The organism is Amycolatopsis sp. MtRt-6, from assembly GCF_017308975.1.
Classification (GTDB): Bacteria; Actinomycetota; Actinomycetes; order Mycobacteriales; family Pseudonocardiaceae; genus Amycolatopsis.
Genome location: NZ_JADWPD010000027.1, coordinates 35,906 through 49,261, shown reverse-complemented (window position 1 = coordinate 49,261; position 13,356 = coordinate 35,906). Strand labels below are relative to the sequence as shown.

Genomic DNA, 13,356 nt, shown 5'->3' with positions numbered 1-13,356 from the left:
TCACTCCGGTGTGGTCGGTTCGGTGTCGACCTGGATCAGCCGCGGGCCGTCCGGGGTCGTCTTGAGCTGGGCGCGCAAGTCGTCGGCGTCGCGGGCGGTGGTGGCCTCGACGCCGTAGCCGGCCGCGATGGCCGTGAAATCGAGCCCGGGGATCTCCGTACCGGGCACGTCCGGCGTCCCGAGCAGCTCGCCGAACCACCGCAGGGCGCCGTAGACGCCGTTGCGCAGGATCACGAAGGTGACCGGCACGCGGTAGTGCGCGGCGGTCCACAACGCCGTGATGCCGTAGTTGGCCGAGCCGTCGCCGACGACGCCGACGACCGGGCGGTCCGGGCTGCCCAGGGCGACGCCGACTGCCGCGGGCAGGCCGAAGCCGAGCCCGCCGGCGGCCGGGAAGAAGTACGAGCCTGCGCGACGCAGGTCCATCTGCCGCCACCAGGCAGAGTTCGTCGACGTCGACTCGACGACGTAGCGCGTGTCGCCGGCCTGGGTGTCGCGCAGCGCGGCGAACACCTGCTCCGGGTGCAGCGCCCGCTCGCCGGTCCTGGGCTCCGGGGTGGCGACGTAGTTCGTCCGCGTGGCGCGGCCGGGCACCTTCGCCAGCAGCGCCTCGATCACCGGCGCGGGGTCGGCGACCAGCGCCTCGCCCATCGGCGCGCGGGCCGCGGCGCCGACGTCGTCGGTGACCTGGATCAGGCGGGTGCCCGCGGGCAGGTAGGCCCCGGGCACGTGCTGGTGGTAGCGGAACACCGGCGCGCCGAGCACGAGCACGAGGTCGTGCCCGGTCAGCGCGGCCGACACCGGCGCGATGCCGGCGGGCAGCACGCCGCGGAAGAGCGGGTGCCGGTTGGGGAAGGGCAGCCGGTACGGCGACGGCGCCACCCAGGTCGGCAGGCCGAGGTGCTCGGCCAGGGCGACGGCCCGGTCGAAGAGCCCGGTGGCGTCGATGTCGCCGCCCAGCACGAGCGCCGGGTTCCTCGCCGCGGCGACGCTCGCGACGAGGTCGCCGAGCTGGGCTTCGCTCGGGCTGAGCCCTCGCTGGACCTGCCGGTCGAGCGTCGCCGTCTCGGTGAGCTCGGCGGCCCAGTCGTCGTAGGGCACGGAGAGGTAGGTCGGACGCCGCTGCAGCTCGGCCTCGAACACCGCCTGCGCGAGGGACCTCGGGACGTCTTCGGCGCAGCTCGGCTCGCCGGCCCAGCCGGCCAGGGGCCGCATCAGCTGCGTCGCGTCGACGTTGGCGAGCAGCGCCTCCGGTCCGATCGCCGTCCGGACCTGCTGGCCGGCCGTGAGCACCAGGGGAGAGCGCGAGGAGACGGCGTTGGTGAGCGCGCCCATCGCGTTGCCGGAACCGGCGGCGGCGTGCAGGTTGACCAGCACGGGACGGCCGGTCGCCTGGGCGTAGCCGTCGGCCATCCCGACGACGGCGCCTTCGTGCAGGCCGAGGACGTAGCGGAAGTGCGCGGGCAGCTCGGCCAGGAACGGCAGCTCGTTCGAACCGGGGTTGCCGAAGATCGTGGTCAGGCCACGGCGGTCCAGGAACTCGTGGGCGAGCCGGCGGACGGTGGGCATCGGTGGCACCTCCTCGAAGTCGGACCGACCCTATGGACGTGCGCCGCCGTGTTCCAATAGATGTTGGCGCGTTGCTTCATAGATGGGATCGATATGCCGGACTTCGACCTGAACCTGGTGCGCACGTTCGTGCTGCTGTACGAGACCCGCAGTGTGACGGCGACGGCCGAGTCCCTGCACGTCACGCAGCCGACGATCAGCTACAGCCTGCAGAAGCTGCGGCGCCGGTTTTCGGACGAGCTGTTCCGCCGCACCGGCGGCGGCCTGGTGCCCACGACGACGGCCCGCGCGTTGTACGAGCCCCTGCACAGCGCGCTGTCGGAGATCGAGACGGCGGTGAGCGGCGCGAAGTCGTTCTCGCCGTCGACGGCCCGGGCGGCGTTCACGCTGTGCCTGTCGGACCTGGGGGAGATCTCGCTGCTGCCGCGCCTGATGGCGGAGCTGCCGTCGCGGGCGCCCGGGGTGACGCTGACGGTCCGGCCGCTGGACGTCGACCGCGCGGCCGACCAGCTCGGCCGCGGCGAGATCGACGCGTTCATCGCGTCCTCGCTGATCAGTTCCCAGCGCATCGCCCGGATCCCGTTGTTTTCCGAGGGCTACCTGGGCATGGTGGCTGCCGACCACCCGCGGCTTTCGTCAGCGGTTTCGTTCGGCCGGCTGGCGGCCGAGCGCCACGTGACGGTGTTCGGCCCGACGGGCCACGACGGCCCGCGTCGCGCGCTGGAGGCGTGCGGCCTGCTCGACCGCGTGGTGCTCGAGGTGACCCGGTTCGCGGCGCTGCCGTACCTGGTCCAGGACGGCGAGCTGGTGGCGATGGTGCCGCGCCTGGTGGCGGAGATGTTCGCGGCCGAGCACCGGGTCCGGCTGTTCGAGCTGCCGCTCGAGGTCGAGCCGGCCCAGGTGTCGGTGTACACGCGGCACACGCACGCCCGCACCCCGGCCCAGCACTGGCTGGTGGGGTTCATGCGCGAGGTGCTGGGTTAGGCGGTGGTGCAGCGCGCGCCGTCGAGGGTGAACCCGACGGGCGTCGGGTTGCCGCGGTCGAAGGAGCCGTTGAAGCCGATGTTGACGGTCGCGCCGGGGGCGAGGCTCAGGTTGTAGGAAACCGCTTTCATGGTGACCCGTGAGCCGCTCTGGGAGAAGTCGCCGTTCCAGCTGTGGGTGACCCGCTGCCCGGCGGTGAAGTTCCAGGTGGTGGTCCACGGGTTGAGCGTCTGGTTGCCGGTGTTGGTGACCCAGAGGTTGGCGGTGAAGCCGTTGGGCCACTGATCGGTGACGGCGTACCGCACGGTGCACGAGGCAACGGGAGCGGGCGGCGGCGGAGCGGCCGGCGGCTGGCTGCCGGCGGTGGCCGTGGTCTTGGGCGCGGTGGTGGTGGGAGAGGCGGAGGTCTGCCGGATGACGGTGGGCACCGGCGTCGGCGTGACGGCGCTGGGCACGGTCCGCGGAGTGGTGGTGGCGGGAGCGAGCGAATCGGGCGCAACGGCCGCCTGCCGGCCGGAAGAGCTCTCGGAGGTGACGGAGATGATCACGAGGCTCCCGACGACGACAAGGCCCCCACAGAGAGCGGAGACCCACCGAATCCGCCGCCCAGCACGCTGCTGCCCAGCGGCGGCCTCCTTGGCACGCTGCTCGAGCCGTTCCCGGTACCCCGTACCGGTGTCGTCCTCCCGCGCCTTCGTGGGGGGAGAGTAGGCCCCCAGCGACCGAGGCATGGCCCCGGTTTCCCGCAGAAGGTCATCAACGGAGATCTCATCATCAGGCCGCCACCCGGCGCGCGCCATAACCGGAACCTCCAGGTCCTGCAGGGGCGCTCGAACGCGCTGGCTTGCCCGGCGAATCCTAGGAAGCGAAGACGGTCTTGTAAACCATGTGGGCCAACGTTTTTCGCAGGTAGGTGACCACTTAACAGCCTGCTTTGACAGGAGGTGCGGGGGTGACGTTCCGCTGCTGGATCGATGCAGGGAGTCGAAACCTGTCGATCATGCCAGAGGGTGCCGGGGTGCTGATGTGCACCCCCCTGAACAAGGGGTTCGGGGGGCCGTATACTCTTTCTTCAGCAGGTCCGAGTGGCGGAATGGCAGACGCGCTAGCTTGAGGTGCTAGTGCCCTTAACGGGCGTGGGGGTTCAAGTCCCCCCTCGGACACACGCACTATCTACACCCGGGCTGGTCGTCGCATAGACGGCCAGCTCTTTTGGTTCGTAGCGTAGCTCCAGGTTCAGCGCTCGGTACAGGCGGCTCAGGCCCGCCGTCGTTGCGTCGGCCAGTGTCCCGCAGACGTCGCCGAGTGCGTCGATCCTCGCGTAGATCTCGGCACGGCTTACTGCCGAGTCGGCCGGAACGCTCTCGATCTGTGCTTTCGCGGCCGCTCGTTCTGCCTGTGCCTGGTTCATTGGCTCGACGAGTGCTTCGGGATCGACGCCGGCCGCGATCGCGGCCTGGTACCGCTGAAGCCTCGCCTCTGCGTCCGCCAGCCGGTTTCGCGCCGCCTCCAGCGGTCCACCGCCGGCCGTGCTTCCGTCCGACCCGAGAAGGGCGGCCGCCGTCCGGTCGCGGTTGTCCGGGTGGAACAGCTCGTGAAGCCATCCGTTGATCGCCTCGACGACCACGCCTTCGCGCAGGTTCACCGTCTTCGGGTGGTCTGCCAGTTGCAGCGAGCCCGGCGCCATCGTCCGCGAGGTGCAGCGGTAGTACGCGCCCTTTCTGATCGTGGCGCCTTGCATCTTCCGGCCACAGATTCCGCATCGGACCAGTCCGCGCAACAGATATGACCGTGCAGTATTCCGGGCGCCTCGCTCGGCCTTGCGTGCCGTCTTCAACCCGCCCGCAGACTTCGACCGCCGCAGTAGTTGAGCTTGCGTGAAGGTCTCCACGGAGACGATCGCCGGATGCGCCTGCTCGCGTGACCGCACAATCCGGTCCGGCGCCGCGCGCTTGAATCGCACCACGTGGCCCGCGGCGACGTCTTCCGGATCAAGCAACGTCTCGTGCTTCGTCCAGCGCCCGAAGATGGCGTAGCCGGTGTACCGCGGGTTATCGAGGATCGCTCGTACGGAGCTTCCTTGCCAGCCGTCGGCTAGCCGGTGCCGATTCTGGTCCGGCCGATGTGCGGAGGGACAAGGAATACCGTCGCGGTTGAGCAGGTTGGCGATCGCTCGATCGCCGTTGCCGTCGAGATACTCGGCGAAGATTCGTTGCACGACGTCCGCCGTCGACTCGTCGATCGCCAGCACTCGCAGCTTGAACCCTTCCGCAGCTTTCCGCGGGTTCGGATGTGGCCCGCTGTCGACGACGACGTACCCGTAGGGCGCCCGGCCACCTTGGTGCCGTCCTTCGTTGATCACCTGCGCGTCCATTGCCGCCCGGACGCGAGCCTGAACGTGCTGGCGCTCGGACTCGCTCATTCCGCCGAGCACGCTCATCAGCATCTTGTGCGACGGGTTCCGCGCGTCGTACTTCCCGCCCAGTTCCGGCACCCAGAGATCAACCCCGTAGGCGGCGAACTTTGGCGCGATAAGCGAGAACTGGTTACCGAACCAACACCGCGTGCCCTCGCCGACGACGATCCCATCCCATCCGCGGCGCGGATTCTTCAACTCGGCGAGCAGCCGTGCACCCTCAGTCCGCCTTTCCCACGGGACAGACCGTGACTGCCCGACGTCGAAGAACTCCGCCACGATCTGCCCGCCGAGCGGCTCGACGAACTTTCGCGCGTTCCCGAACTGCCAGCCGCGGGACGTCTCCGGGTCCTGGTTGTCCTCGGTCGAGCACCGCCCGTAGCCTGCCAGGTTCCCGATTCCATCGTCCGTCACGTCGGCGACCTCAAGGCCCAGGATGTCATCCAGTGTTGCCCACGGATCGCTGATGATTTCAGCTGCCATGGTTCACCTCCTCCGCCGGAACGTCGAGCACCGGCACCTCAGTAACCTCGATCAGAACGGCCAGCAGTGCACGCGCGACCGGAGGCGTCAGATCAGGCAATCCCGCAGGTAGGATAACCCGGATCTGTGGCACTTCGGAACGAGCGGCGCTCATGGTCGACCGTCCTCGTCTGCGATGCTGGCGCCAGCGGTGGCCCGGCTGATCGCGCTTCTGATTTCAGCCGTTCGGTACCCGCGAACCTGCCGCGTCTCGCCGTCTTCGCTTGTCACGCGGTCTCGTGTCGGCCGGCATCCCACCTCGGCCATCTCCTGCGCGAACGTCCGCGAGTCGATTTCCAGAACGTCCAGCAACTCAGCGGTCGGCACAAAGTCTCGGCCGTCTGGCCCGAGATCGTCTCCCAAGTACTCGACGAGCGACGCGAGCACCTCGGGCAGCTCACCGGGCGGCTGAGCTTCGCCAACCGCGTGACCTGCACCGATTGCCTTGACTGCAGCCGCGTGGTCGAGCACAGGCACGGTGTCCTGCCCGGCCGCGTGCCCGGTGAGCGTCCCGGCCGCCTCGCGCAGCGTCCGGCCCTGCTCGCAGATGGTCCGCCAGTCCTCGTTCGGCATGTAGTAGGTCCGAACCGTCATGGCCAGGACATCGGCGCCGGCTGACGTGTCGCCGTCCGGTCGCAGGATGCCGACGCCCTTGTGCGAGGGCAGCAGCCGGCTGGAGTCGAACCCGCGCGTGTTCATCTGCTCGCCGAGAACGATGTTCGAGTCGCGCCAGTCCATGACCCGCAGCGCAAACCGCGACCCGAGTACCGCACGCAGCCCGGACGGGATCGTCTTCGAGTCCGGCCGCTGAGTAGCGAGCACGAGCACGATCCCAGCGGCCGGTCCCTTCTTCGCTAGCCATGTCAGCAGCTCGCCGACGTACTCACCCGCGGTGAGCTTCTTTCCCTGCACATCAACGGGCGTGCGGTCTTCGAGAGGAACCTGAATCTCATCGATGAAGATGGCCGTGATCGGCATGTTCAGCGTCTTGTCACGGGACATCTCCGGCGTCACTTTCGACTCCGGACACGTAAGGTCGTCCAGGTCGCGCATCCGCCGGAACCGCGCCTGAACCTCGCCGACGAGCTCAATCAGCCAGCCAACGAGCGCCAGAACGTGTTCGGGTTCGTCACCGGACATGAAACGGTGCGCCACCAGGCCGGCCGCGTCCCAGTCCTTCCCGGCCTTGAAGTCGGCCACGTACAGCCGCACCCAAGCGTCCAAGATGAGCCCGGCCGCCGCGAGCCGGGCGGCGAAGGTCTTGCCCTGACGGGGGATGGCCCCGACCAGCAGGGATGTCCACACCAGCGGAAGGTCGATCCGCCGGTCCCGCGCATCCCGTCCGAACGGGATCGGCCGCCACGCATCCCACTGCGCCACGCCGAGCAGCGGCGTCCGCAACGGCGGAGAGGCGTACGGGTCCTCATCCGCAACCCACATCGATACCCGTCCGGCGTGCCCACCGTTCCCGCGGACCCGTTCGACGATCAGTTGGACCTCATCGACGGCGAGCGCCGACGCGAGGGCATCGCGGTTCTTCACCACGTCGGCCGCCTTGCGCGTGGCCGGAAGGTCGACGGTGACCGCCCAGCCGTCGCCGACGCGCGTCGCGCGCTCTACGAGCCGCAACGCCTCGTCCTTGCCGATCAGCTTCGCGTCCCGAAACGCGTCCACCAATACCTGCGGGTCCATGGTCCAAGTCAAGGTCCGCGGCCCGGCGAGCGCCGGTTTTCGGCCGGGACTGCCGTCCTTCTTGCGCCCGAGGATCGCTAGCGCCATGGAGGCGGCGGCCCCGCCGATCCACAGAGAATCGGTGCCGTACACCAGGTCAACGATGGCCACCCCGACGGCCGCAACGACCAGGACGGCACCGGTCACCTTCCAGCGGAACAGCGTGAGCGCCCGAATCTCCGTGAACTTGTCAGCCAGCTTCTCCGACTCCTCGGCGGCCGTCCGGTAGTCCCGGACGGTGACCCACCCGCGCCACCACCGAACCCCGACGACCAGGCCGCGAACGACCGCGCCGACGTACCGCCACGGCGATTTCACCAGCCCAACAACAGCATCCTTGCCCGCCTGGACGGCCTGCGGCTTGCTCTTCAACCACAACGGCACCCGCGGAGAGTGCCGCCACCACCGGACGAAGCGGTTCGTTTTCGGCTCCCGCCGACGCGGTTGAGGCAACGTGTCGTCGACCAACTCGCCGTCGAACACGGGATCGGCCTTGACCGGCAATGAGTCAGCCATTGCCCACCTCCGACCGCAGCGCCCGCGCCAGCCGGGGCGACAGGCCCCGCGAGCAGCCGGTAGCCCGCCGCACCCACGCTGGCGTGATCTCGACTTCCGGCGTCCAGCTCTCCCGAGCGATAGCGAGGTAATCGGCGAACAGCACCCGTCGCCCGGTCTCCTGTGGACAGGACGCCGTTCAGCCGCGACCAAGACGGCATCGGTGAGCTTGTCCCGCAGGTCGGTGATCGCCTCGACGGCGACGAACACAACGAGCGGCGGCACCGAGTGCAGCACGATTGCCGCAGCCTCCCCGGCCGCAAACGACGTCCAGGTGTTCATGACGTAGGTGGCGGCAAGCGTGAACCACTTCGCCCGCCGCACCCAGACACCCGTCCGGACCTGGTACCGCGCGGTGACCTGCTCGGCCCGCAGAATTGCCAGCAGAACGAGGGAGACGGTCGGGTCCAGCACCCACGCAGCCAGCCACGGCAGCGACCCCGGCCGAGTGCCGGCCGACGCGAAACCCTGGACGTTGGTCATCGTGAACGCCAACCCGAGCACGATCCCGGACCAGCACATCCAGTCGACCTGCCGCCGCACGCGCTCGATCCGCAGGGCGACGACGTCCGGATCGGTCTGGTAGGCGCGCACCTCCGCGGCTTCGGCGGCGTCCTGCGCGAGCCGTTGCGCCCGGTTCATCGCCGACCACCCCGCTTCGGCGTGTCGACGGTGGTCACCGTCATGGCACGGGTTAGCGCGTAGGACGCGAACAGCGCCGGCAACCCGAGCACGGCGAACAGCAGCCACGGGTTACCCGGGTGAGCGATCACGACCCACTGAACAGCGACGATCAGCCCGGCGTTGAACAGCACCCGCCCGGCCAGCGACACGAACCGCGCCCCGCTCCGAGCAGCTTCGGCAGCGGCCTTCGCCCGCCGGGAACCGGCCCGCCAGACCCAGAGCAGCACGAGCAGCACGCCGACACCGGCGAGAATCTGCATGGGCGTCACGGTGAGTCCGTTCATCGCGCACCCCGATCGGTCCGCTCGCCGCGCCGCAGCCAGAGCGGGTACAGCGCGCGCCGATCGTCGTCGGTCATCCCGCCCCAGACGCCGACCGTGTCGAGGCCGGCCGTCCGCAACTCCAGCTCCAGGCACTCGTCCCGGACAGGGCACCCGCCGCACAGCCGCTCGGCCAGCTCGCCGTCGCTGTCAGCGTCGGGTGGTCCGTCGTCCGGCGGGCGCCACATGCAGACTCCTTCGCTGGTCACGACGTCGGTCAGGACCTCGGTCGGCACCCAACGCAGCCGGTCCAGCCGCCAGGCAATCCCGATCAACTGCAGGTCGTCGGCGCTCATGCGACACCTCCGGCCTGACGCGACCCGAGCAGACGGGCCAGCTCGGTCGACGACACACGGAGACCGGAACGGCAGCGGGTGGCGCGCAGCTCGCGGGTCCGAATCGCCCGGCTCACCGCGGCGCGGGACACGCCGAGCAGCCAGGCCGCTTCTCGAATGGTGTGAAAGGTGATGTGCGAGTTCATAAGAAAGACCAATCTGATGATTTCAATACTATATTGTTGATTTCAGCTCTTCGATGGGCGCGTTTGTCCGACGCGCCGCCAACGAAGTGCTAGGCGACGTGGTGGAAGCGCGAAGAACCGCTAATCTCGGCGCTGAGGCGGAGCGCGGAGGAATACGTGACGGAGGACTGGGCGGCAGTCGCCAAGGCCATCAACATGCGCGTGAACGAACTCGGCTGGCGACAACGCGAGCTGGCCGAGCGGTCGCACGTGTCGCAGGCGATCGTGCGCGAGCTCCAGCACCACACGGTCGAGCGCCGCCGGAGCGCGCGCACGCTCGAAGCGCTCTCGACGACGCTGGGCTGGCACCCACAGCATCTGTTGGCGGTGCTGCAAAACCGCACCCCGCCGCACCCGGACGAGCCGGCCGACGACGGTCACGAGCTGTGGTCCCGGCTGGACGCGCTCGAACAGCGCCTGGCCGAGATCACCGACCGGCTGGAGGACGTCCAAACGAGCCTCGCGACCGTGGTCGAGCACGTGAAGCCGAAGCCTTAGCGGAGGGCGATTCGGGCTGGTGAACCAGGTGATTTCCATACCTAGAATTCAAGGCCGAAACGACGTCCGATCCCATGCACAACCAGTGCAGAAGCAGTGCGCAACCACTGCATATCCGCTGCACAAGAGCGCTTTGGGGTGGCAATGAGCGGGGTAGGTGGCTGGACCGGACGGTCAGCGTCGGCGCTGCAATCCGCCTTGCGGCTGAGCAATGAGAAATTCGCCGAGAAACTCGGAATCGGCGCACGTACGGTCGCCTCCTGGCACCAGAAGCCGGACCTTCGCCCGCAGTCAGAGATGCAACAGGTCCTCGACACCGCGTATGAGCGAGCGTCGGACGCCGAGCGAGCCCGCTTCGCCGAGCTGACCGGCGACGGGCCGGCCGCTCACACCAGGCCGGACACGAAGGAAGCCGATCGACGGCTTGCCGCGGACCCCCACATCGGCGCGGCTCTCGAATGGCTCGACCAGCACGCCTACCGGAGCCCTGGCGCCGCGCGCCGCGCCGTTGCCGAGCAGGCCGCGCGCGTCGATGCGCAGGAGGCCTACGCTCGGGCCACGCGCCGCGCGTGGGTCGACCAGCGCGCCGTGACCGACGCGCTCGCCGAGTACTACGGCCGGCACCATGGTGAACACGGCTTGTACGCCGGAAGCTGCGGTGACCAGGCCGTGAACACCAGCATCCTGACCTGCGCTGATTGGCTCGACCTGGCGTGCGAACTACGCCCACCGCACGACGGGCTCACGATCGCGAGCGCCCGGCCAGACCCGCGGGAAGTGCTGGACGAGCACGCGACGAATGCAGCGGTCAACCGGCTGGCCGAGACGGTGGCCATGAACACGCGGCTTATGAACGCGCCGCTGTACCGACTGCTGAGCACGGACATCCATGAACGCCACCTCGGCGGCACGTTTGGGGTGGACCACTTCGTCCACTACGCCCTGACGATGGACCTGCTCGAAGGCGAGCTGCTCGACGCGCTCGCGGCCGGCGACGCGACGTCGCTGCCCCTGCGTGATCGCTACCTTCCAGACATCGGCGCCGTCCTGAACGTCGGCGGCCGACTCTGCGCAGGCGGAGCCCTCGCCTTGACGGCCATCGCTCGGCCGGCCGACCCGTACCGCGGCGAAGCGGACTACGTGCTCTTGGTCCAGGAACGCTCCGGCCACGTACTCAACGCCACGCGCCGACTCGCCGTCATCCCGAAGGGCTTCCACCAGCCGCTCACCGACGTCCGGCGAGAAACCCAGATCGGCGCCACCCTGCGCCGAGAGATGGAAGAAGAGCTGTTCGGCCGACCGGACGCTGACAACACCGTCGCCGACACGCTGACTGCGGACCCGATGCACCCGACCAGGCTCACGGAGCCGATGCGCTGGCTCCTCGCCGAGCCCGGCCGCCTACGGATGGAGTGCACCGGGTTCGGCCTGAACCTCGTGAGCGGCAACTACGAGTTCGCGAGCCTGATCGTCATCGACGACGAAGAATTCTGGACACGCTACGGCGGAGTGGTCGAAGCAAACTGGGAATCCGCGACTCTTCGTCAGTATTCGACTACCGACGCGGAACTCGTCACCGAGTTGTTGAGTGATGTAACGTGGAGCAACGAGGGACTGTTCGCCATGACGCAAGGGCTTCGGCGCCTTGCGGAAATCGGTGGAGAGCGCGTTAAACTGCCCGCAATCGAATGGGAGATAGGCCAGTGAGCGACGGTTGGACCGCCGGCAACGCCAACGAGGACGCGGCCGACACGCGCGGCTGGTTGGTCGGCCACTTCATCGACCCGTCGCAGGGCGTACGAGCCTCCAAAGACGTCGAAGTCAAGTGGGCCAACCACCCTGCGGGCGACAAGCGGCCCGAGTGGACGTCCGATGACCAGCGAACCACGCTGGTGATGCTGGTCTCCGGCGAGTTCCGCGTAGAGGTCACCGGCGGCGGCAAGATTATGACGCGTCAGGGTGACTACGTGATGTGGGGCCCGGGAATCGACCATTCTTGGGAAGCGTTGGCGGATTCGGTCGTGCTGACAGTTCGCTGGCCCTCAGCAACGTAATTCGACGGCGGGAATATTTACCCGATCACCGCCGATCTCGGCGAGTCGACGTAAACCTTGGAGAAACGCGAACAGTCCTTCGTTGCTCCAGTTTTCGTCACCGATCAGTTCGGTGACCAAGTCACCGTCGAGCGTCGAATACTGCTGTAGGCCGGCGGCCTCCCAGTTCGCCTCAACGTCGCCGCCGAACCGCGGCCAGAACTCCTCATCCTCGATCACGACGAGGCTGGCGAACTCATAGTTCCCGCTGACCAGGTTGAGCCCGAACCCGGTGCACTCCATCCGCAGCCGCCCAGGCCTCTCGGTCAGCCACCGCATTGGAGCGGACAGCCTGGTCGGGTGCATGGGATCGGCGACTCTGAGGTCTCCGGCAGACCGGTCGACGTCCGTCCTGCCGAACAGCTCCTCCTCAAGCTCACGGCGCAGGGTAACGCCGATCCGGGCGTCCGCTCGCCGGTCCGCGAGCGGTCCATGGAAGCTCTTCGGGATCACCGACAGACGGTTGACCGTGTTCACGACCTGCGCGGACCGCTTCTGAACCAGCAGCACGAAGTCGGCATCACCGCTGAACGGGTCCGCCGGCCGTGCGATCGCGGTCAACGCCAGCACGCCACCCGCGCAGAGGCGCCCAGGCAGGTCGAGCACAGCGGCCACGTCAGGCAGCTGGCGGTCGCGGAGCGGCATGTGCCCTGGACGCGCGGTGCGACCGCCCGCCAAGTGCTCGATCAACTCGCGTTCCAGCAGGTCAACGCTAAGCGCGTACTCGGCGAACGACGCGATCCCGACTTTCGTCCGCACTGCCCCGCGCCGCGGGTCGACCTCGATCAGCCGGTACAGGGGAACGTCGGCGATCCGGATGCCGGACGCGGCTGCATCCGCGAGACGCTGCACCGCAGCCCGCTCGTCAACCGCCACGGACGGTCGCGCACCGCTACTCTCGAGGGCGGCCTGCTCGCCTGTGGCCGTCAGCGAGCAGGCGAGATCCAGCCACGCCGGCCGCGTCAGGACGCTGGTGATCACCTCCGTTCGACCACAGCGTGCGGTGTACGGCCGGTGGTCGCTGGTCGGCGGTGCGTAGTAGTCACCCAGGGCATCTGCGATGACGCTTCGCGGCGGATTCGGCCGGTCCCGAGTCGAGATGGCTGCACTCGCGTAGACCTGTTCACGGGCTCGCCCCAGCGGCCACCCGGCGTGCCGATCGAGCCACGTGAACACCGGCTCGAACGAGTCGTCGGGGTCGATCTCACGCGTGACGGCGCTCGGACCGATCAGGGCCTGCAACTCGTCTCGTGAACGACCGAGCACGTTCGCGAGCTTCGGCCAAAGGTAGGGGAGTGGCACGAAGTCGCCCGCCTCCCAGCGCGCAACGGTCGACCGGTCGACGTGCAGCACGTCCGCCAGACGCTCTTGAGTGAAGCCGGCAACCTTACGAGCTGAGATCAGCCCATCGCGACGTCGCCCTACGGGCATGAACGGCCTCCAACCCTGCTTGACCAGATCAAT

General features: G+C 68.5%; 13 protein-coding genes, 1 tRNA gene and 1 pseudogene. 5 read left to right on the top strand and 10 right to left on the bottom strand.

The genetic code is table 11. The features are described 5' to 3' along the window. Entirely contained in the window at nt 1-1,569 is a 1,569-nt protein-coding gene (mdlC, locus tag I4Q55_RS35210) for a benzoylformate decarboxylase (RefSeq protein ID WP_206794342.1), read from the bottom strand. A gap of 93 nt (nt 1,570-1,662) precedes the next feature. Between mdlC and I4Q55_RS35205 the strand changes: the two genes are divergently transcribed. Further along, entirely contained in the window at nt 1,663-2,553 is an 891-nt protein-coding gene (locus I4Q55_RS35205; protein WP_206794340.1) for a LysR family transcriptional regulator, read from the top strand. Here the strand turns inward: I4Q55_RS35205 and I4Q55_RS49660 are convergent. Further along, the gene (locus I4Q55_RS49660) at nt 2,550-3,101 is read right to left on the bottom strand and encodes a cellulose binding domain-containing protein (RefSeq protein ID WP_307793400.1); all 552 of its coding nucleotides are present in this window, start codon (nt 3,099-3,101) and stop codon (nt 2,550-2,552) included. The two genes, I4Q55_RS35205 and I4Q55_RS49660, sit on opposite strands and share 4 nt — an antisense overlap. A gap of 531 nt (nt 3,102-3,632) precedes the next feature. Between I4Q55_RS49660 and I4Q55_RS35195 the strand changes: the two genes are divergently transcribed. Next, nucleotides 3,633-3,716 (top strand) — tRNA-Leu (locus I4Q55_RS35195). Here the strand turns inward: I4Q55_RS35195 and I4Q55_RS35190 are convergent. The 7 genes and pseudogenes from I4Q55_RS35190 to I4Q55_RS35160 all read right to left on the bottom strand — a co-directional run bounded on the left by I4Q55_RS35190 (nt 3,698) and on the right by I4Q55_RS35160 (nt 9,262). Then, nucleotides 3,698-5,452, bottom strand: a complete 1,755-nt coding sequence (locus I4Q55_RS35190; protein ID WP_206794338.1) for a recombinase family protein — start codon at nt 5,450-5,452, stop codon at nt 3,698-3,700. The two genes, I4Q55_RS35195 and I4Q55_RS35190, sit on opposite strands and share 19 nt — an antisense overlap. Then, nucleotides 5,442-5,606 (bottom strand): hypothetical protein, encoded by a 165-nt coding sequence (locus tag I4Q55_RS35185; protein ID WP_206794336.1) that lies wholly within the window; start codon nt 5,604-5,606, stop codon nt 5,442-5,444. The genes I4Q55_RS35190 and I4Q55_RS35185 overlap by 11 nt, the downstream gene beginning before the upstream one ends. After that, complete coding sequence (locus tag I4Q55_RS35180) at nt 5,603-7,738, bottom strand: FtsK/SpoIIIE domain-containing protein (protein WP_206794334.1); 2,136 nt, start codon at nt 7,736-7,738, stop codon at nt 5,603-5,605. The genes I4Q55_RS35185 and I4Q55_RS35180 overlap by 4 nt, the downstream gene beginning before the upstream one ends. Next, nucleotides 7,731-8,419: pseudogene (locus I4Q55_RS35175) on the bottom strand (hypothetical protein). The gene I4Q55_RS35180 and the pseudogene I4Q55_RS35175 overlap by 8 nt, the downstream one beginning before the upstream one ends. Next, nucleotides 8,416-8,745, bottom strand: a complete 330-nt coding sequence (locus tag I4Q55_RS35170; RefSeq protein ID WP_206794331.1) for a hypothetical protein — start codon at nt 8,743-8,745, stop codon at nt 8,416-8,418. The pseudogene I4Q55_RS35175 and the gene I4Q55_RS35170 overlap by 4 nt, the downstream one beginning before the upstream one ends. Beyond that, nucleotides 8,742-9,077, bottom strand: a complete 336-nt coding sequence (locus I4Q55_RS35165) for a WhiB family transcriptional regulator (protein WP_277992030.1) — start codon at nt 9,075-9,077, stop codon at nt 8,742-8,744. The genes I4Q55_RS35170 and I4Q55_RS35165 overlap by 4 nt, the downstream gene beginning before the upstream one ends. Then, nucleotides 9,074-9,262: a helix-turn-helix domain-containing protein gene (locus tag I4Q55_RS35160; protein ID WP_206794329.1), complete on the bottom strand. Its 189-nt coding sequence runs from the start codon at nt 9,260-9,262 to the stop codon at nt 9,074-9,076. The genes I4Q55_RS35165 and I4Q55_RS35160 overlap by 4 nt, the downstream gene beginning before the upstream one ends. A gap of 156 nt (nt 9,263-9,418) precedes the next feature. Here I4Q55_RS35160 and I4Q55_RS35155 point away from each other — a divergent pair, with 156 nt between their 5' ends. The 3 genes from I4Q55_RS35155 (at nt 9,419) to I4Q55_RS35145 (ending at nt 11,853) form a co-directional block, all read left to right on the top strand. Continuing rightward, nucleotides 9,419-9,799: a helix-turn-helix domain-containing protein gene (locus I4Q55_RS35155; RefSeq protein ID WP_206794327.1), complete on the top strand. Its 381-nt coding sequence runs from the start codon at nt 9,419-9,421 to the stop codon at nt 9,797-9,799. Between the two features lie 144 nt (nt 9,800-9,943). After that, on the top strand, nt 9,944-11,506 hold the full coding sequence (locus I4Q55_RS35150) for a transcriptional regulator (RefSeq protein ID WP_206794571.1): 1,563 nt from the start codon (nt 9,944-9,946) through the stop codon (nt 11,504-11,506). Then, nucleotides 11,503-11,853 carry a signal peptidase I gene (locus tag I4Q55_RS35145; protein WP_206794325.1) on the top strand — a complete coding sequence of 117 codons (351 nt, stop codon included), beginning with the start codon at nt 11,503-11,505 and terminating at the stop codon, nt 11,851-11,853. The genes I4Q55_RS35150 and I4Q55_RS35145 overlap by 4 nt, the downstream gene beginning before the upstream one ends. Here I4Q55_RS35145 and I4Q55_RS35140 read toward each other — a convergent pair. Further along, nucleotides 11,842-13,323, bottom strand: a complete 1,482-nt coding sequence (locus I4Q55_RS35140) for a helix-turn-helix transcriptional regulator (RefSeq protein WP_206794323.1) — start codon at nt 13,321-13,323, stop codon at nt 11,842-11,844. The two genes, I4Q55_RS35145 and I4Q55_RS35140, sit on opposite strands and share 12 nt — an antisense overlap. Nucleotides 13,324-13,356: the final 33 nt, after the last annotated feature.